Consider the following 19433-nt stretch of genomic DNA (forward strand, 5'->3'; position numbering starts at 1 on the left):
GGCGCGCCCATCGGCAGGACCCCAGCGTGCCGGCACCGGGATCGGCCGCCGGTTCTGCGCTCCCTGGCAACGATCGGCCGCACCCGTCACATCCGCCCCACCCGTCGGCGACCATGGGCGGACCAGTCCGTCCGACCCGGTAGACAGGTGGCATGGAGAGCACCGCCGACATCGAGCTCGGTGATGTCGTCGCGCCGTCGGCGGTCGTCTCCATCGACCTCACCTCCACCCCCGTGCTCAGCTACGCGCTGGCGCACAACCGGCTGCCGGTGGTCTCCCGGCTGGCGCTGACCGCCGACCGGACCCTGCGCGGGCTGACCGTCCGCCTGTCGGTGCGCGACGCCGAGGGCCCGATCGCCCAGGCCGTCGAGCTGCTGGCCGACGTCGACGAGGGCCGCACCACGGTGCTCACCGGCATCGGCCTGGTCATGGACCCCGCCGCGATGCTGCACGTCGAGGAGCAGCGGCCCGGTGTGGTCGACGTCGAGGTCGAACTCGACGGCGTGCTGCTCGGCGAGACCACCGCCCCGGTGCAGGTGCTCGCGGCCAACCAGTGGCTGGCCGCTCCGCTGCCGCTGGCGCTGGAGATGCTCGCCGCGCACGTCATGCCCAACCACCCGGCGATCACCGGGCTGGTCGCCGAGGCCGCCGAGCTGCTGGAGCAGCAGACCGGCAGCGGTGCGATGGTCGGCTACGCGGCCACCGCCGAGCGGGTGGACGAGGTCGTGCAGGCGCTCGCCGAGGCGCTCCGGCGCCGGGGGGTCCGGTACTCCGAGCCGCCGGCCAGCTGGTCCGACCTCGGCCAGCAGGTGCGCTCGCCCGGCGACGTCCTCACCTGGCGCGTGGCCACCCCGCTGGACACCGTCGTCGTCCTGGCCGCCGCGCTGGAGCAGGCCGGCATCCGCCCGCTGCTGTGGCTGGCCGACGGCCATGCATTCCTCGGGTACTGGCGGGAGGAGCGCAGCTCGGAGAGCGCCGCGACCACCGACGCCGCGCCGCTGGTCGACCTGGTCGACCTCGGCCTCGTCGGCCTGGTCGAGACGACGCTGCTCACCGCCTCCGGGCGCCCGGGCGAGGACCTCCACCGCGCCGCCTCCGCCGACTGGCTGGCCGGCGAGCTCGAGCGCATCCTCGGCGTCACCGACGTCCACCGCGCCCGGTGCGACGGCATCCTCCCGCTGCCCGCCCGCGCCCGGACGCCGGACGGGCTGCTGCAGATCGTGGAGTACCGGCCGGCTGAGCACAGCGCCCCGGCGTTCCCGGCCGGTCCGGCGCCGGCGCCGCAGTCGAACCGCCCCGAGGCGCCGCCGCGGGTGCAGCAGTGGAAGAACGCGCTGCTGGACCTGACCCTGCGGAACCGGCTGATCAACTACAGCCACCGCGCCGGGCTGCCCCTGACCGTGCCGGACACCGCGCTGCCGATCCTGGACAACTTCGTCCACGACGGAACCCCGCTGACCCTGCTGCCCGGTGACCAGCTGGCCGCCGTCCAGAAGGAGCGCGGGCTCACCACTGCCCGGGAGCTGCCCGCCGAGCAGCTGACCGAGCTGCTGGTGGAACGGCGGGAGGTGCACGCCGACGTCACCTCCGACGGCTACCTCTCCCGGCTGCGCAACCTCGCCTACCGCGCCAAGACGGTGCAGGAGGAGACCGGCGCCAACAACCTCTACCTGGCCCTGGGCTCGCTGGTGTGGGAGCTCGACGGACGGCCGCTGCGCTCGCCGTTGCTGCTGGTACCCGTCGTCCTCAGCCCGGTCGGGCGCACCGGCTCCTACCGGCTGGCGCTGGACGAGTCGGGGTCGAGCACCCCGAACTACTGCCTGCTGGAGAAGCTGCGCCAGGTGCACGGCCTGGTCGTCCCGGCGCTGAGCGACACCGCGGAGAGCACGCCGGAGCTGGAGCGGGCGCTGGAGGCCATGCGGGTCGGCCTCGTCGGCCACGGCCTGCCCTACCGGGTCGAGGCGACCGCGGACCTGGCGCTCCTGCAGTTCGCCAAGTACCGGCTGTGGAAGGACCTCGACGAGCACTGGGGCGACTTCGCGCGGAACCCGCTGGTGCACCACCTCGTGCACGAGCCGACCGAGCCCTTCCGGGACCCGGCCCGCGACTCCGGCGGGCACGTCGACCTCGACGAGCTGGCCGGCCGCCTGCCCGTGGCGGCCGACACCTCGCAGCTGCGGGCGATCGCGGAGGCGGGTGCCGGGCGCACCTTCGTGCTCGAGGGCCCGCCCGGCACCGGCAAGTCCCAGACGATCACCAACCTGCTCACCCGGGCGGTCGCCGACGGCAAGCGGGTGCTGTTCGTCGCCGAGAAGCGCGCGGCGCTGGACGTGGTCGCTCGGCGGCTGGACGCGGTCGGCATGGGCATGTTCGCCCTCGACCTGCACGACAAGGGGTCGCGCGCCCCCATGGTGCGGGCGCAGATCCGGCTCGCGCTGGAGCACGCGATCGCCGTCGACGCGGAGGGCCTGGCCGCCGACTCCGAGACGCTGCGCTCGGCCCGCCGCCAGCTGGCCCGCTACGCCGACCGCCTGCACGCCGAGAACGCCGCCGGCCTGTCGCTGTACAGCGCGCGCACCGCCGAGCTGACGGCCGGCACCGACGTCGAGCCGCTCCCGGTGCCGCTGCCGTTCGTCGCCAACGCCCCCGCCGAGGTGCTGACGGCCGTGCGGCGGGCGCTGGCCCTGCTGCCCGACATCGCCGACCTCACCCGCCCGTCGCCGCGGCACCCGTGGGCGTTCGTCGACTCGCCGGAGGTCGACCTGCCCGCGGCCCGCGAGGCGGCCTCCGCCGTCGACGCGGCGGTGCGCGAGCTGGCCTGCCTCCCCGAGCTGGGCGGGGTGCTCCGGCACGCGCGGACCCCGGAGGACCTCGACTCGCTCGTGCACCTGCTGTCCGGCCCCCCGGTGGGCCTCGACGTGCTGGACGAGACGTTCAGCGGCCGGTGGACGACGGCGACCGGCGCGGTCCTCGGCGAGGTCGCGGCGTTCACCGCCTTCCGGCACCCGGGGCTCGACGTCGCCACCCCCGACGTCGTCGGCCTGCCGCTGGCCGGGATCTACGTGTCCGCGCAGACGGCGGCCGCCTCGGGCTGGTGGGGGCGGCGCCGCCGGCTGACCGCCGTCCGGGACCAGCTGGCCGGCTGCCTGCGGCCGGGCGCGAAGGTCCGGCCCCGGGACGTCCCGCTGCTGGTGGAGAACCTGTGGCGGGTGCAGACGGCGGTCTCCGCCATCGCCGGCCGGGTGAACTCCGTGCCCGGCCTCTCCGCGCCCGAGAGCTGGAACCCGTTCACCGACCCCGGCCTGCTCGAGCGCGAGGTCGAGTGGCTGCGCCGCGCCGGCGCCGCCGTCGACGGGTCCTCGGCCTTCCACGTCGCGCTGCGCAAGCTGATCGTGGCCGGGATGCCGACGTCGGCCGGGACCGCTGCCGCCGTCGCCCGGCTGCGCGACGCGGTGACCTCGCTGCTGCAGGTCTGCCGCAGCTCCTCCGACCAGCTGTCGGCCTGGGCCGGGGACGACGGCTTCGTGCTCCGCTGGTCGATGACCCGCCCGGAGCGCGGGGTCGAGAACTCGGTGCTGATGTCGCTGCGCCGCTGGGTGTCCTTCCTCGACACGCTGGAGCCGCTGCGCTACGCGGGCCTGTTCGACGCCCGCACGCTGCTCATCACCGGTGCCGTCGCCGCCGACGACGCGGTGCGCGCGCTCGACCGCGGGCTGGCGTCGGCGTCGGTCGCCGAGCGGCTGGACGCCACCGGGCTGGACGGCTTCGACGAGCAGGCGCACGAGTCGGCGATCGCCCGGTTCACCGCCGCCTCCCGCGCGGTGCGCGAGCACCTGACGCAGGCGCTGCCGGCGGCGGTGCTGGGCTCGCGGCCGTTCGACGCGGCGATGGGCACCGGCCAGGTCGGCGCGCTGCAGCGGGAGCTGGCCAAGCAGCGCCGCGGGCTCGGCGTGCGGCAGCTCCTGGCGCAGTACGGGGACCTGATCACCGCGGTCATGCCGTGCGTGCTCGTGTCCCCCGACTCGGTGGCCCGGTTCTTCCCCGCGACGGCGGGCCAGTTCGACCTGGTGGTCTTCGACGAGGCGTCGCAGATCCGGGTGGCCGACGCCGTCGGTGCGCTGGGCCGGGCCCGCGCCGCCGTCGTCGTCGGTGACTCCAGGCAGATGCCGCCCACGTCGTTCCTGGAGCCGACCACGGCGAGCTGCGACGACTCGGTCGAGGTCGTCGAGACCGCCGTCGAGGACGAGGAGTCGATCCTCAGCGAGTGCGTGCAGGCGGGGGTGCCGCGGCACTGGCTGTCGTGGCACTACCGCAGCCAGGACGAGTCCCTCATCGCCTTCTCCAACGCCCAGTACTACGAGAACCGCCTCTCGTCGTTCCCGGCGCCGACGCACGGCCGGGCATCCGCGGAGCCGGACGGCCGCGGGGTGTCGCTGGTGCGGGTGCCCGGCACCTTCCACCGCTCCGGCGCCGGCCGGCTGCTGCGCACCAACCCGGTCGAGGCCAGCGCGATCGTCGCCGAGATCCGCCGGCGGTTCGACGCGGTCTCCAGGTGGGACGGCATGGGCGTCGTGCCCTCGATCGGCGTGGTCACCTTCAACGCCCAGCAGCGGTCCTACATCGAGGCGCTGCTGCGCGACGCCGACGACGACCGGCTCTCCGCGGCGCTGGACCGCACCGACGGCGAGGGCCTGTTCGTCAAGAACCTGGAGAACGTGCAGGGCGACGAGCGCGACGTCATCTTCTTCTCCACGGGCTTCTCCCCCGCCGCCGACGGCACGCTGCCGCTCAACTTCGGCCCGCTCAACCGCCAGGGCGGCGAGCGGCGGCTCAATGTCGCGATCACCCGCGCGCGGCGCCAGGTCGTCGTCTTCTCCTCGTTCGACCCGGCGCAGCTGCGGGCCGAGGAGACCTCCTCGGTCGGCATCAAGCACCTGCGCGCCTACCTCGACATGGCCGAGCAGGGCACCGACGTGCTCCCCCGCTCGCCGCGGTCGGCCGCCGTGGTCGACCGGCACCGGGAGGAGATCGCGGCGGCACTGCGCGAGCGCGGGCTGGTCGTACGCACCGAGGTCGGCCTCTCCGAGTTCCGGGTCGACCTGTCGGTGAGTCGACCCGGCGACCCGGAGACACCGCTGGTCGCCGTGCTGCTCGACGGACCGGCGTGGGCCCGCCGTGGCACGGTCGGCGACCGCGACGCGGTGCCGGTCGAGGCGCTCGGCGACATGCTGCGCTGGCCGGTCGTGGCGCGCGTCTGGCTGCCGACGTGGCTGGCCGGGCCGGCCGCCGTCGTCGACCGGCTGGTGGCCGCGGTGGACGCTGCTCCCGTGTCGTCGGCCCCGGTGCCCGAGCCGCTGCAGCTGCCGACGGCGGCCGTCGAGTCGTTCAAGGGCGTCGCGGCGCTGCGCTCGTCGGTGACGTCGATGGCCGTGCCCGCGCCCCCTGCCCGCCCGGCGCCGAAGGCCGCAACCGCGAAGAAGCCGGCCGGCTCGGTAGCGCTGGAGGGCGAGACGCCGTTCGTGCCGTGGATCCCGAAGACCGCCGGTGAGAAGTCGGTGCTCGACGGGCTGCCGGCGTCGAAGGCCGCGCGCGTGGTGCGCCGGGTGATGACCGCCGGGGTGAAGGCGGAGGGGCCGATCCACGTGGACCGGCTGGCCAAGCTGACCGTCGGCGCGTTCGGGCTCAACCGGGCGACCGAGGCGCGCAAGCAGGTGCTGCTGTCGCTGCTGCCGCCCTCGGCCGTCGACGGCGACCACCTGTGGCCCGAGGGCGTCGACCGCGCCACCTGGACCGGGTTCCGCCGGCAGGTGTCGAGCACCGACCGGCCGATCGAGCACGTGGCGCCGGAGGAGATCGCCAACGCGATGGCCGCGCTGTGCCGGGCCGCCGCGGGGATGCACCGCGACGAGCTGCTCACCGCCACCGCCACGGTGTTCGGCTACAAGCGCCGGGCCGCCTCGTCGATCCCGGTGCTGGAGAAGGCGCTGGCGTCCGCGCTCGACGCCGGCCGGCTCACCGAGAAATCGGGCGTGATCACCGGCTGAGCCCGCCGCCCGCTCGGCCGTCGCTGCTGCTCCGGCCGCGAGTGCGGAGTTGCTGTCGCCCACCGCGGCGGGTCCGCGCGTGTCGGCGGCAACGACTCCGCACTCGGGGAAGCTGCCCACCCGCACCCGCTCAGCCGACGGTGACCGACCCCGTCCGGTTGGGCACCAGCTCCACCCACGTCGTGCCGGGCGCGAGAGGAACCGGGCTGCCGTCGGGCGCGGTGAGGGCGACCGGCGCGTCGACCTGGCGCCCAGCGTCTTCCCACCGGTGGCGACCAGGGCCTCTCCCCCGCCGACCATCAGCGTCTCGGGCACCGGGTTGCCCGCCGCGTCCAGCGCGCTGGTGTTCACGACGTCGACCCGCAGGACGACGACGTTGGTCCCGCATCGGCGTGCCGTCGGCCTCCACCGCGGGCGTGCCGGCTCCGGCGCGCTGCCCACCGGAGAAGGCGAAGAGCCCGTGCAGCGGCGCGGCGATCGCCGGGTCCATGGGCCGCACCGAGCGCACCGGCCCGATCTCGCCGGGCACCGTGGAGTGGTAGACGGCGACGTAGCGGGTGATGCCGCCCTCGACGACCTCCTCCCAGACCATGTCGCGGCGCCGAGGCCGGTCTGGGGCCGGGCGGCGATGGAGTTCTCGATCTTCACCGCCAGCGCCGGCCGCCCGATGTCGGCGCCGGCGCTGTCCACGCCGGTCAGCGGCACGTGCTCGCTCTCGCGTCGGGGCCGGTGCGGGCTCCGGGCGGGGCCGCTTCCCCACGCTCGGGGAGCCGGAGAGTGCTGCCGCGCCGCCGCACCGGCGGGCTCTGCGTTCGTGCCCAGGCCGTTCCCCGGCGCTCAGGTGCGGGCGACCCCGACCAGGGTGACGTCGTCGGTGCGCGGCGGGTCGAGGATCCGCAGGACGGCGTCGAGCAGCGCCTGCGGCTCCACCGGCCCGCAGGCGACGGCGTTCCGCAGGTCCTCCAGCCCGGTGGCCAGGCCACCGGCGCCGCGCTCGACGACCCCGTCGCTGAACAGCAGCAGGCGGTCGTCGCCGGCGAGGGTCAGCCGCGTCTCGCGGTAGCCGGCGACATCGAGCAGGCCCAGCGCCGGCCCGCGCCCCTCGTGCAGGAAGCGGACGCCGTCGGCCGTGGCGTGCAGCACCGGCGGATGACCGGCGTTGGCGACGGCGACCTCGCCGGTCGCCGGGTCCAGCTCGACGACGACGGCGGTCGCGAGCTCACCGGGCAGCAGCGCCCCGATGACCTGGTTGAGGCCGTCGAGCGCGGCCGCCGGACCGCTCGCGCGCAGCAGGTGGGCGCGGAGCGCGTGCCGAAGCTGCGCGGTGATCGCGGCGGCAGCGAGGCCGTGGCCGGCGACGTCGCCGAGCACGAGCGACACCCGGCCACCGGGCAGCGGCACCAGGTCGTACCAGTCGCCGCCGACGACGTCGTGCTCGCTGGGCAGGTAGCGGGCGGCGAGGTCCACCCCCGGCACCTCCGGCAGCTCCTCGAGCAGCAGGGTGCGCTGGAGCGCGGTGACGAGGCGGTTGTCCTCGGTGGCGCGGCTGATGACCGTCTCGGTGAGCAGGGCGGCCAGGCCGCGGGCGGCGGCGACCTCGTGCTGGCGCCAGGGCTGCGAGGTCTCCCTGACCGTCTCGCTCCAGGCGGCGAAGGACCGGCGGGGGCTCAACCGCGGCCCGGCCTCGGTCTGCGCCGTCTTCGACGTGTACGGGTTGCCGCCCCAGGTGATCTCGCGCAGCGTCTCCGGCCGGAACCAGGCGACGAAGTCCTCGCTCCCGCCGGCCACCTCGGCGACGAGCACCCCGCTGGCGGTGGACGCGAGGTCGGCGCCCTCCGGCACGACCCGGCTGACCGCGTCGGTGACGGGAACGCCGGCGTCCAGCAGCGCACGGACGAGCGGAACGACGCGGTCGGCCGGCGGGGTGGTGCCCAGCAGGTGCAGCCGGCCGCCCAGCCGGACGGCGGCGCCGGCGGCGGGCAGCAGGTCCAGAGCGGTGGTCGCGCCCTCGGTGAGCGCAGCGGGCAGTGCCCGCGGGCTGCGGCCGACGGCGGCGGCGAGGTCGGCCTGCCGCTGGGCGACCGCCACGACCCCGCTCTGCTCGCCGGCGGACACCAGCGTGGGCAGCAGCAGCGAGGCGGTGCGGCCGAGGAACTCCGCGGCGGTGCGGTCGGGATGGGAGGGCCGGTGCGAGCCGGCGTAGTGGTGGCAGGCGACGAGTCCCCAGAGCCGCCCCCGGTCGATCAGCGAGATCGACATCGAGGCGACCACGCCCATGTTCGCCAGGTACTCCAGGTGCACCGGGGAGACGCTGCGCAGCATCGCGCCGGAGAGGTCCAGCGGGCGGCCGGTCGCCGGCGTCACCGGCGGCTCCAGGGGCACGCGCTGGTACCCGGCGTCGGGGATCAGCCGCATCCAGTTGGTGGTGTAGAGCGCCCGGGCCTGGGCCGGGATGTCGCTGGCCGGGTACCAGAGGCCGAGGAAGGGCTCCAGGTCCGAGCGCCGGTCCTCGGCGACGACCTCGCCGTTCCAGTCGGCGTCGAAGCGGTAGACCATCACCCGGTCGAAGCCGGTGAGCACCCGGACGTCGCGGGCCAGCACGCCGGTCAGCTGGTCGAGCGTGGCGGCGGTCGACATCCGCTGGAGCACCGCCGGCAGGCGGCGGTGCCACGCGGCCCCGGCCTCCCCGGCGCCGGGCACCGGCTCCCACTCGGTGATCAGCAGCCCGTCCGCCCGGTGCAGCGCGACGTCGACGTCGACGCCCGCCACCCGCATGCGCAGCGGGTTCACCTCGGCGAGGTCGCCGCCCAGACCCGCCCGGAGCCGTTCGGCGCCGCCCGGGTCGAGCAGGTCGTCCAGGGACGCGCCGGCCACCGGCCGGCCGAAGAGTGCCGCGGCGTTCGCCGACGCGACGACGACGGCGAGGTCGGGCTCGGAGACCGCCAGCAGCACGCCGTGCGGCTGGACCGCGCCCGGAACCGCGATCGGCTCGTCGGCGCACCGGCCGAGCGCCGCGTCGTCGACGGCGCTCGGCGGACCGGCCGGTCGGCTGGTCATCGCCGCGAGGTCACGTGGCGTCGCGGTCGGCGGTGACGCCGGGGATCTCGCCCGCGGAGTTCACGATGGAGACCACGGACTCGAGCTGCATCAGGTCGATCGGCAGCCGCACGGGCCGGTTGGTGCGCGGTGCGACGACGTGCAGCGTGGCGCCTGCCGCGACGGCCCAGCGGGCGACGGCGACGAGCGTGCGGGCGCCCGACGAGTCGAGGAACACGGTGGGCGTGAGGTCGACGACGACGGCCTCGGGCGAGGAGGCCAGCAGCGCCTCGGCGGCGTCGGTGAGCTGCGGCGCCGTGACGATGTCCAGCTCCCCTCGCACGGTGAGGGTCGGACGCCCGGCGACCGTCGAGAGCTCCACGTCGAAGAACACCGTCCACCTCCCTCGCTGCGTCGTCCCGGCGTCCGAGGGTAGGCCACCGGGAACCGCGAGAAGCGGCTGGTCACCCAGCCGCACCTGCAGCTGGGTGACCAGCGCTGCAAGCGCCTCAGCCCCGCACCGGGATCGGGTGCGGCGCCACCAGCTCGGCCAGCGCCTGCCCCCAGCGGCGGGCCCGGTCCTCCTCCCCCTCGGCCAGCGGACCGGCGACGTCGGTGACCAGGAAGTGCTCGGCCGGCGCGGCCAGCGTCGCCCCCAGCCGGCGCAGCAGCGTCTCCTCGGTCCGGGCGGCGGGGTCCAGCGCCGTTCCCAGCGCCGGGGAGTCCAGCCGGGTGTCGAAGGCGGCGGCGTCGATGCCACGGGGCAGCGTCACCGAGTCCAGCCACTCGTGCAGCCCGAACCCCAGGTCCGGGACGACGGCGAGGTGCCGCCGGACGGCGTCCCCGCGGATGGCCGGCCGGGCCATGCCGAGGGTGTGCGTGGGCCCGCCCACCACGAGCAGCCGCACGTCCGCCGACACCTGCGTGGGCGCCTCGCGCGCGCAGGCGACGTCGACGGGCATCCGGGTGCACAGCCCGTGCGCCACCGCCATCGCGATCCGCTTCGCGTCGCCGAGCACCGACTCGTAGACGACCAGGGCTCGGGCCATGGACCGCTCACCGCCTCGCGCTGTTCCGGGCCGAGCACGCTAGGGCTCGGCGAGCCGTCGTGGGGCAGATCACGGCGCGATCGACCACCTCCTCGTCCCCGGGCCGGCGGTGTCGTCGACGATGGGCAGCGTGAGCACCACGCGGCGCGACGACGCACTGACCGATGACGCCTTCACCGCGCAGGTGCGCGACGCCGTCCGCCGGCTCGACGGCGTCGCCGAGCGGACGCCGCTGCAGCGCAACGCCCGGCTCTCCGGGCTGACCGGCGCCGACGTGTGGCTCAAGCGGGAAGACCTCCAGGTCGGCCGCTCCTACAAGATCCGCGGCGCGTACACGACGATCAGCCGGCTGGACGACGACGCGCGCGCCGCCGGGGTGGTCTGCGCCAGCGCCGGAAACCACGGCCAGGGGGTCGCCTACGCCTGCCGCGCCCTGCAGGTGCACGGCCGGGTGTTCGTGCCGGGCACCACCCCGCGGCAGAAGCGCGAGCGGATCGCGGCCCTCGGCGGTGACATGGTCGAGCTCGTCGTCGTCGGTGACTCCTACGACGAGGCGGCCGCCGCGGCCGCGGAGTCGGCCCGCGTGACCGGCGCGACGCTCGTGCCGGCCTTCGACGCGCCGTCGACGGTGGCCGGGCAGGCGACGGTCGCCGTGGAGATCCTCGAGCAGCTCGGCTGCGCGCCCGACGTCGTCGTCCTGCCGGTGGGCGGCGGCGGCCTGCTGGCCGGCGCTGGGACCTGGCTGCGGATCCACTCCCCCACCACCCGGCTCGTCGGCGTCGAGCCGGCGGGTGCGGCGAACATGGCGGCCGCGCTGGCGGCCGGGGAGCCGGTGGAGCTGCCCGAGATCGACACGTTCGTCGACGGCGCGGCCGTGCGCCGGGCGGGCGCGGTCACCTATCCCCTGGTGCGCGACTCCGGCGCCGAGCTGGTCGCCGTGCCGGAGGGGCAGATCTGCACCGAGATGCTGGACCTCTACCAGGCCGACGGCGTCATCGCCGAGCCCGCGGGGGCGCTCGCGACGGCCGCGCTCAGCGGGGGGCTGGTGACCGTGCAGCCCGGGGAGACGGTGGTCTGCCTGCTCTCGGGTGGCAACAACGACGTCAGCCGGTACGCCGAGGTGGTCGAGCGCTCGCTGGTGCACCGCGGGCTCAAGCACTACTTCCTCGTGGAGTTCCCCCAGGAGCCCGGTGCACTGCGCCGGTTCCTCGACGAGGTGCTCGGCCCCGACGACGACATCGTGCTGTTCGAGTACGTCAAACGGGACAACCGCGAGACCGGCGCCGCGCTGACCGGGATCGAGCTCGGCCGCGCCGAGGGGCTGGCGGAGCTGCTGGCCCGGATCGAGGCCAGCCCGCTGCGCATCCAGCTGGTCGCCCCGGGGTCGACGGCCTACCGCTTCCTCGTCTAGCAGGCCGGCGCCCTGAGCTCCCTCCCGTACTGCGCTGCCGCCCGCCCGACCACCGGTTCGGCGTCAGCACCCGGGCCGGGCACCACTCCTACAGCCAGGCAGGCGGCGCCGGGACGTCACCGGCCAGCCCCGAGGCGTCGGAGCGGGTCAGCCACGCGGCCACCGCCGTCACCCGTCCCTCGATCCGCGGGCCGCCGCGCCCCCACGTCCGGTCGACATCGGTGGCGACGACGGTGACCTCCAACGCCTGGTCGCGGGCGGCGAACAGGCCGACGACGTCGTCGACGAGGGCGGTGCAGAAGTCGGCATCGAGGTCGGCGAACGAGAGCCCGGCGTCCAGGTCGATGCCGTGCACCCAGACCTCCTTGGCGCGCATCCACGGCACGGTGGACGCCGGAACCGTCACGCCCTGACCGTTGCGCACCTCCGCGGTCCAGGCCTCGACGGGCGTGGTCTCGACCGCCTGCGCCAGCCGGCCGCACGCGTCGACGTAGTCCGCACGCAGCTCCGCGGCCGGACGGGCGGCGGTGGCCTCGATGCTCGCGTCACGGACCGCACGCGACGGGTACATCGGCGTCTCGACGCCGGTGCGCGCCCAGGTCAGCAGGTTCACCAGTGCGTCGGCGTTGCGGGCCAGGTGGGCGATGACGTGGGCGCGGGACCAGCCGGGCAGCGCGGAGTCGCCGGCCAGCTCCTCGTCGGTCAGCCGGGCGACGAGGCCGGCGACGGCGAGCTCGCCGTCGGCCCACCACCGCTGGGAGGTCTCGAAGAAGGGGGTCGTCCGCTCGTCGGTCACGAGCGCCGAACCTAGCGAGGCGACGAGGCGAACAGGAACGGAGGCCGGCTGTTCACCGGAGCGACGTCCAACGCGCGACCACCCGGATCGCGTCGCCGAGCTCGTCGGGGTGGACCGTCGAGCGCGGAGGCGGCCGCCCCGGGGCCGGCGCCCGGACCCCCGCGGCGGAGCGGGGATCCGGGAACCGGCCCCGGCGGGCTCAGCCCGTGGGGCCGGTGGCGTCCGGCGTCCCGGCCGGCTTGTCGTCCGCGCCGCTGTCGGGCACCTGGGTCACGTCGTCGGACATGCCCCCGCCCTGCGCCGCCCGGGGCGACTGCGCGGGCGCTGCGGTCACCTGCCCGTCGTCCGGCCGCTCACCGGGGAGGTTCTCCTGGTCGTCGGGCCGCTCGTTCGCACCGCCGTAGGGACGGCCGGACATCGATCCCTCGGTCATCGCACTGCTCCCTCGCCGTCGGGTGTGGACGCCTGCACAGCTACCCCGGCGCCGCCGCCGTCCAACCGTCGGCGGGGTGCCTCAGGACGGGGTGATCACCCGGACCGGGGCGCCGGCCAGGAAGGCGGCGACGTCCTCGACGGCCTCGCGGTAGAAGAGCTCGTAGGTGCCGCGGGTGACGTAGCCCAGGTGCGGGGTGAGGACGGCGCGGCGCAGTTCGCGGAGCGGGGAGTCGCGCGGCAGCGGCTCGCTGTCGTAGACGTCGAGGCCCGCGCCGGCGATGGCGCCCCGGCGCAGCACGTCGACCAGGGCCACCTCGTCGACGATCGGGCCGCGGCTGGTGTTGACCAGCACGGCGGTGTGCTTCATCAGCGCGAGGTCGTCGGCGCCGATGAGCCCGCGGGTCCGCTTGGAGAGCAGGAGGTGGATCGTGGCGACGTCGGCGGTGGCGAACAGCTCGTCCTTGTCGACCCGGCGGGCACCGACCTCGGCGGCCCGCTCGTCGGTGAGGTTCTGGCTCCACGCGATCACGTCCATGCCGAAGGCCGCGCCGATGCGGGCCACCTGCGAGCCGATCCGGCCGAGTCCGATGACGCCGAGGGTCGCGCCGGCGAGGTCGCCGCCGATCGTGGTCTGCCAGCCGCCGGCACGCATCGCGGCGTCCTCCTGCGGCAGATGCCGCACGGTGGCGAGGATCAGTGCCCAGGTCAGCTCGACGGTGGCCGTGCCCGAGGCACCGGTGCCGCAGACGGTGACGCCGAGCTCGGCGGCCGCCTCGACGTCGATGGACTTGTTGCGCATGCCGGTGGTGACGAGCAGCCGCAGGTTCGGGAGCCGCTCGAGCACCTCCCGGCTGAACCGGGTCCGCTCGCGCATGGCGACGACGACCTCGAAGGGCGCCAACCGGGCGGCGATCGCGTCGGGGTCGGCGACGCTGTCGTGGAACTCGACGACCTCCGCCGGCTCCGGCAGCTGCGACCAGTCGGTGAACTCGGCCGCGACCGACTGGTAGTCGTCGAGGACGGCGATGCGAGGCATGCGTCCGGTCTACTACAGACCGGTCCCCGGCCGCTCGGGCCGGGGACGCGACGTCACGGGCGCTTGGTCCCGCTGCTGTTGCCCTTGTTGGTGAACTTGGAGACGGCGTCCTTGATCTTCCGCTGGTTCTGCGGCTTCCGGGCCTCGTCCATGACCTTCTTGGCCATGCCACCCTTGGCGATCTTGCTCATGATTCCCATGAGTGCTGAGTGCCCGTTCCGGGCCCGTCCACGCATGGGACGCCGCGGGTGTCCGCGAGCTTCATGCTGCGCGGTGCCCGCCGTCGTCCTCCGCGCCGTCGTGCTCCGCGTCGGGGCCGGCACCGGGGTCGCGGGCGAGCAGGTAGGTGGCCACGCCGAGCACGATCCCGGCGACCGCGGACAGCCCCACGATCAGCGGCGTGCTGATCTCGCCGAGCACGGCGGTGATCAGATCGCGGGAGCGGGACGTCGGGTCGGCGAGGACCACCCCGACGAAGACGGCGACCAGGACCCCGGCGCCGGCGGCGGCCACGTGGGCGAGCCGGCCGGTGAAGCCCATGCGGTCGCTGACGCTGCGGGCAGCCTTGACGATGCGCCCGGCGCGCAGGATGCGCAGCGCGCCGACGGTGCGCACCAGCCGCAGGATCTGCACGGGGCCCAGCGCGAAGACGACGGCGACGACCACCGCGACGGTCAGGGCGACCAGCCCCAGGTGCCCACGCAGCCAGGCGCGCTTGTTCTCGGCGACGACCAGCAGGATGACCGTCTCGGCGACCAGCACCAGCCCGCTGACGACGTCGATGACGTGCCCGGCGGTGCCCAGCGTGCCCTCGGCGACGGTCAGGAACATCGCCGGGATGGAGGCCAGCGCCGCGATCAGGACCGGGAGCGCCAGCCGCTCCTGCCAGTGTTCCTCGCGCGTCCTCACCGGCGCCCCCGCGGGCTCGGCTCCCGACGGCCGGGGAGCGGCCCCCGCCCGGGAGGCGGATGCCTCCTGCGCGGGGGCCGCTCCCCGGTTCTGCACGCTGCCGGCGGGGTCAGCGGACGGCGCCGCGGCCCTTGCCTGCGCCGCCGCCACCGCCCTTGTTCTGGAAGTCCGAGATGAACTTCTTGATCTTCGCCTGGTTCTCCGGCTTCTTGGCCTCCTGGAAGACCTTCGCCGCCACACCGGACGCGATGAGCTTGCGCATCATTCCCATGTTCGCCTCCTCGTCGTCGCCGACTCGAGCCGGCTCCTGATCAGGTTCCTCCGTGCCCCGCCGGGCGCCGCGCCAACCACGGCGCCGCCCTTCTCACCTCGTCGCGCGACTCACCAGGTGTCCACGTGCGGCCGGACGCGGCCGGGCGGGCGCGGCGTGACCGCCGCCTCGCGGGTCAGGGTGGTGATCCACCGGCGGGTGTCGGCGGGATCGATGACGTCGTCGATCTCCCAGTGGGCGGCGACGTTGAGGCCCCGGCCGTTCTCGTAGGCGGCGGCGACGGCGGCGTCGAAGGCGGCGGTCCGCGCGGCGTCGTCCTCGATGGCGGCCAGCTCCCGGCGCATGCCCAGACGCACCGCGCCCTCCAGGCCCATCGGACCGAACTCGCTGGTCGGCCAGCCTACGGCGAACCGCGGCACCTTGAGGCTCCCCCCGGCCATGGCCTGCGCGCCGAGGCCGTAGGCCTTGCGGACCACCACCGTGCCGATGGGCACCGAGAGGTTCGCGCCGATGACGAACAGCCGGGAGAAGTGCCGGACGGTGGCCGTCTTCTCCGACTCCGGGCCGACCATGAACCCCGGGGTGTCGCAGAGGAACACGACCGGCAGGCCGTGGGCGTCGCACAGCTGCAGGAACCGGGCGGCCTTGTCGGCGGCGTCGGAGTCGATGGCCCCGCCGAGGTGGGTGGGGACGTTGGCGACGACGCCGAGCGGCGCGCCCTCCACCCGCGCGAGCGCGGTGATCATGCCGGCGCCCCAGCCGTCGCGGAGCTCGAGCACCGAGGACTCGTCGGCCAGCGCGTGCAGCACGGCGTGCATGTCGTAGACCCGCTTGCGGTTCTCCGGCACCAGGTGGCGGAGGGCACGCTGGTCGGGCGCGGTCCAGTCGGCGACCGGCCCCTGGAAGTAGGAGAGGTACTGCCGCGCCGCGGCGACGGCGGCGGCGTCGTCGGCGACCCGGACGTCGACCACCCCGTTGGCGTGCTGGACGTCGATCGGGCCGATCTCCTCCGGCGTGACGACGCCGAGCCCACCGCCCTCGATCATCGCCGGGCCGCCCATGCCGATGTTCGCGTCCTCGGTGGCGATGACGACGTCGCAGGTGCCGAGCAGCGCCGCGTTGCCGGCGAAGCAGCGGCCGCTGGCGATGCCCACGGTCGGCACCAGCCCCGAGAGCTTGCCGAACAGGGTGAAGGCCATCGTGTCGAGCGCGGAGACGTGCGTGGAGTCGACGTCGCCGGGCCGCCCTCCCCCGCCCTCGGCGAAGAGCACGACGGGCAGCCGGCGCTTCTCGGCGAGCTCGAACAGCCGGTCCTTCTTGAGGTGCCCGCGCATGCCCTGGGTGCCGGCGAGCACGGTGTAGTCGTACGAGACGACGACCGCCGCACTTCTCTCCCGGCCCACCAGGTCGCCGTTGACGTCGGCCAGCCCGCCGACGACGCCGTCGGCGGGGGTGCGCTCCTGCAGCTCCGCCCGGCTGCGGCGGCGCTCCTGGGCGGCGAAGACCAGCGGTCCGTACTCGAGAAAGCTGCCCGGGTCGACGAGGTCGGCGAGGTTCTCCCGCGCGGTGCGCCGGCCCTGGGCGTGCCGCTTGGCCACGGCCTCCGCCCGGTGCGCGTCGAGGCCGGCCTCGTGGCGGCGGCGGACCTCGGCGAGGTCGGGGCGGTCGGCGTCGAGGTCCATCTCCTCGCGCTGCGCGTCCCCGCCGGACGCGGCGTGCTCGACCTCGGCGAGCAGCTCACCCTGGCGGACGGTCTCGCCGATCCGCACCGCGATCCGCCGGACGGTGCCACCGGCCGGCGGCGCGACGACGTGTTCCATCTTCATCGCCTCGAGGACGACGACCGCTCCTCCGGGCTCGACGGTCGTGCCCGGCCCGGCCTCGATCGCGACGACGGTGCCGGGCACGGGCGCCCGGAGCCCGTCGCCGGTCTCCCCGGCTTCCGCCGCGACGGCCGGCGCGAGGTCGGCGAGGTGGTCGTCGACGAAGGTGGTGGTCGCCTCGGTGATCTCCGGATGCGCCAGCAGGGCCCGGAGGACGCCGGTGTTCGTGGCGACGCCGCGGACGTCGACCTCGGCCAGCGCCCGGTGCAGGTGCGCCAGCGCCTCGGGGAGACCGCCCTGCCGCTCGTGCACCACCACCTTGGCGAGCAGGGAGTCGTAGCGGGGGCTGACCTCGGTGCCCGGCCGGGCCGCGGTGTCGACGCGCACGCCGGGGCCACCGGGCAGGGCCAGCGACGCGATCGCGCCCGCGGAGGGGACGACGACGCCGTCGGCGGTGAGCGTCTCGGCGTTGACCCGGGCCTGGACGGCGCACCCGACGGCGCGGGGCGGGCCGTCGGCCAGCCCGAGGTCGGCGAGCGTGGCGCCGGCGGCGACGCGCAGCTGCAGCCGCACGAGGTCCAGGCCGAGGGTCTCGTCGGTGACCGGGTGCTCGACCTGCAGCCGTGGGTTGCACTCGAGGAAGACGAACCGCTCGGGGTCGCCGGCCGGCACGAGGAACTCGACGGTGGCCAGCCCCCGGAGGCCGACCTGCCGGGCGAGCGCCGCCGCGGCGTCGTGCAGCCGCCTCCGGACCGCACCCGGCAGGTTCGGCGCGGGCGCGATCTCGACGACCTTCTGCCGGCGGCGCTGCAGGGAGCAGTCGCGGTCGCCCAGGACGACGACGTCGGCGACGGCGTCCCCGAGCACCTGCACCTCGACGTGCCGGGCGTCCTCGACCAGCTCCTCGGCCAGGAGCGCGTCGCTGCCGAAGGCGACCCGGGCCTCGCCGGAGACCGAGGCGACGGCGGCGGCGACGTCGTCGCCCCGGCGGAGGACGCGGGTGGCCCGTCCGCCGCCGCCGAACCGCGCCTTCAGCATCACCGCGCCGCTGGCCGCCACCAGCTCGGCCACCTGCTCCGCCGTGACGGCGTCGGCGGTGCCGCGCGGAACGGGAGCGCCGGCGGCCGTGGCGGCCGCCCGGGCGCGCACCTTGTCGCCGAGGACCTCCAGCACCGCGGCGCCCGGGCCGACGACGGTCAGCGGTCCGCCGCCGTCCTCGCAGGCCCGCGGCAGCGCCGGGTCCTCGGACAGGAAGCCGTAGCCGGGGTGGATGAGGTCGCAGCCGGTGGCGCGCGCGGCCCGGACGACCGCCGCGGCGTCGAGGTGCGCGGCCGGGCCGCTGCCGGGGAGGAGGTGCGCCTCGTCGGCCGCGGTGAGGTGCGCGGCGTCGGGTTCGTCGGCGGGCGCGACGGCGACCGACGTCATCCCCTCGGCCGCCGCCGCACGGGCGATCCGGACGGCGATCTCACCACGGTTGGCGATCAGCAGGCGGGCCACCCGGCGATGCTCGCACGGACCTCCGACGCGCTGTGGCGCCGGTCACCGCCCCGCCCGGGACGCTGCGCACGCGATCGTGGACGGCCAGTCGGGGCATGCTGACCATCGAAAAGTAAGCGCGCGATCGCTCTCCGTGCTGTCGGATGGACACGAGTCGCGACCGCCGTCGGGATCGGCGGAGGTCCGCTCGGCGAGTCGCGCTCCCGGCGGGGCCGGATGGCCCGCCACGGGAGGGCCCGGAGAGCCGCGTCCGGCCGCTTTGTGACCTTTCCGTGACCGACCTAGCGTCGTCGCGGTCCGCCCGGGGCCCCGTCGTCACCACACCCGGTGACACCCGCGCGGACACCGCCGAACCGGACGTCGGATCGCACCGCCGCCCGGACCGGGGACCCACCGCAGCACTGGGGTGAAGCGCGACCGGCCACGACCGGGAGCGCCGGGCGAGTTCCCCGCCCGAACCCGTCAGCTAACCCGGTAGGCGGTTGTCGGAGAACAGGAGAACCCGTCGTCCATGACGACCACCCGCACGTCCTCGACCACCCGCCGCTCCCTCCGCGGGGCGGCGCTCGCTCTCGTCACCGGCGCGGGGATCGCCCTCACCCCGCTGACCGCCTCGGCCTCAGCTCCCGCTCCCGCTCCCGCTCCGGTCGCGGCGACTCCGGTGGCCCTCGCCTCCGCCCCGGTGGCGGCGCCGGACCATGCCGCCCAGGTCGCGGTCGACACCGCGCTCGCCCAGGTGGGCAAGCCCTACGTCTGGGGCGGCACGGGCCCCGGCGGCTACGACTGCTCCGGCCTGACCTGGTCGGCCTACCAGGCCGCCGGCGTCGAGATCCCGCGGACCTCGCGGGCGCAGTCGACCGCGGGCGTTCCCGTGAGCCGCGCCGCCCTGCAGCCCGGTGACCTGATCTTCTTCTACGACCCGGTGGGCCACGTCGGCATGTACATCGGCGACGGGCTGATGGTGCACTCCTCGACCTTCGGCCAGCCGGTCGCGGTCGTGCCGGTCGACTCGATGTGGGGCTACAACACCGCCCGCCGGGTCGCCTGATCGGGACGCGCTCCGCGTCGATGCCCCCGGCTGCTCCCGCGGCCGGGGGCATCGCCGTCCGGGCGTCCTGACACCCCT

At 75.5% G+C, this 19433-nt stretch carries 14 protein-coding genes and 1 riboswitch; of the genes, 3 read left to right on the top strand and 11 right to left on the bottom strand.

Features of this window, described 5'->3' with window-relative positions; translation table 11 throughout:
- The first annotated feature begins 152 nt into the window (after nt 1-152).
- Nucleotides 153-6044 (top strand): DUF4011 domain-containing protein, encoded by a 5892-nt coding sequence (locus ABC795_RS11580; RefSeq protein ID WP_347057337.1) that lies wholly within the window; start codon nt 153-155, stop codon nt 6042-6044.
- Nucleotides 6045-6174: 130 nt separating this feature from the next.
- On the opposite strand, the gene ABC795_RS11585 is transcribed toward ABC795_RS11580, so the two are convergent.
- From ABC795_RS11585 to ABC795_RS11600, 4 genes are all read right to left on the bottom strand, one after another.
- Nucleotides 6175-6636 carry a DUF3048 domain-containing protein gene (locus ABC795_RS11585; RefSeq protein WP_347057338.1) on the bottom strand — a complete coding sequence of 154 codons (462 nt, stop codon included), beginning with the start codon at nt 6634-6636 and terminating at the stop codon, nt 6175-6177.
- Nucleotides 6637-6881: 245 nt separating this feature from the next.
- Nucleotides 6882-9101: a SpoIIE family protein phosphatase gene (locus ABC795_RS11590; RefSeq protein WP_347057339.1), complete on the bottom strand. Its 2220-nt coding sequence runs from the start codon at nt 9099-9101 to the stop codon at nt 6882-6884.
- A 10-nt stretch (nt 9102-9111) separates the two neighbouring features.
- A complete protein-coding gene (locus ABC795_RS11595) occupies nt 9112-9474 on the bottom strand; it encodes an STAS domain-containing protein (RefSeq protein ID WP_347057340.1) in 363 nt (120 codons plus the stop codon).
- A 115-nt stretch (nt 9475-9589) separates the two neighbouring features.
- Nucleotides 9590-10129, bottom strand: coding sequence for a hypothetical protein (locus ABC795_RS11600; protein ID WP_347057341.1), 540 nt, complete (start codon nt 10127-10129; stop codon nt 9590-9592).
- 130 nt (nt 10130-10259) lie between these two features.
- Here ABC795_RS11600 and ilvA point away from each other — a divergent pair, with 130 nt between their 5' ends.
- Nucleotides 10260-11540, top strand: coding sequence for a threonine ammonia-lyase IlvA (ilvA, locus tag ABC795_RS11605; RefSeq protein WP_347057342.1), 1281 nt, complete (start codon nt 10260-10262; stop codon nt 11538-11540).
- A gap of 88 nt (nt 11541-11628) precedes the next feature.
- Here the strand turns inward: ilvA and ABC795_RS11610 are convergent, their stop codons facing one another.
- The 7 genes from ABC795_RS11610 to ABC795_RS11640 all read right to left on the bottom strand — a co-directional run bounded on the left by ABC795_RS11610 (nt 11629) and on the right by ABC795_RS11640 (nt 18307).
- Nucleotides 11629-12336 carry a maleylpyruvate isomerase family mycothiol-dependent enzyme gene (locus tag ABC795_RS11610; protein ID WP_347057343.1) on the bottom strand — a complete coding sequence of 236 codons (708 nt, stop codon included), beginning with the start codon at nt 12334-12336 and terminating at the stop codon, nt 11629-11631.
- Nucleotides 12337-12535: 199 nt separating this feature from the next.
- Nucleotides 12536-12769, bottom strand: a complete 234-nt coding sequence (locus ABC795_RS11615) for a hypothetical protein (RefSeq protein WP_347057344.1) — start codon at nt 12767-12769, stop codon at nt 12536-12538.
- An 81-nt stretch (nt 12770-12850) separates the two neighbouring features.
- A complete protein-coding gene (locus tag ABC795_RS11620; protein ID WP_347057345.1) occupies nt 12851-13807 on the bottom strand; it encodes a D-2-hydroxyacid dehydrogenase family protein in 957 nt (318 codons plus the stop codon).
- Nucleotides 13808-13860: 53 nt separating this feature from the next.
- On the bottom strand, nt 13861-13998 hold the full coding sequence (locus ABC795_RS11625; RefSeq protein WP_347057346.1) for a hypothetical protein: 138 nt from the start codon (nt 13996-13998) through the stop codon (nt 13861-13863).
- Nucleotides 13999-14068: 70 nt separating this feature from the next.
- Nucleotides 14069-14716, bottom strand: coding sequence for a hypothetical protein (locus ABC795_RS11630; RefSeq protein WP_347057347.1), 648 nt, complete (start codon nt 14714-14716; stop codon nt 14069-14071).
- A 109-nt stretch (nt 14717-14825) separates the two neighbouring features.
- The gene (locus tag ABC795_RS11635) at nt 14826-14987 is read right to left on the bottom strand and encodes a hypothetical protein (protein WP_347057348.1); all 162 of its coding nucleotides are present in this window, start codon (nt 14985-14987) and stop codon (nt 14826-14828) included.
- A gap of 110 nt (nt 14988-15097) precedes the next feature.
- Entirely contained in the window at nt 15098-18307 is a 3210-nt protein-coding gene (locus ABC795_RS11640; protein WP_347057349.1) for a carboxyl transferase domain-containing protein, read from the bottom strand.
- 336 nt (nt 18308-18643) lie between these two features.
- A riboswitch (cyclic di-AMP (ydaO/yuaA leader) is annotated at nt 18644-18803 on the top strand.
- A 15-nt stretch (nt 18804-18818) separates the two neighbouring features.
- Here ABC795_RS11640 and ABC795_RS11645 point away from each other — a divergent pair.
- Complete coding sequence (locus tag ABC795_RS11645) at nt 18819-19355, top strand: NlpC/P60 family protein (RefSeq protein ID WP_347057350.1); 537 nt, start codon at nt 18819-18821, stop codon at nt 19353-19355.
- Nucleotides 19356-19433 lie beyond the last annotated feature (78 nt).

The organism is Blastococcus sp. HT6-30 (assembly GCF_039729015.1).
Classification (GTDB): Bacteria; Actinomycetota; Actinomycetes; order Mycobacteriales; family Geodermatophilaceae; genus Blastococcus.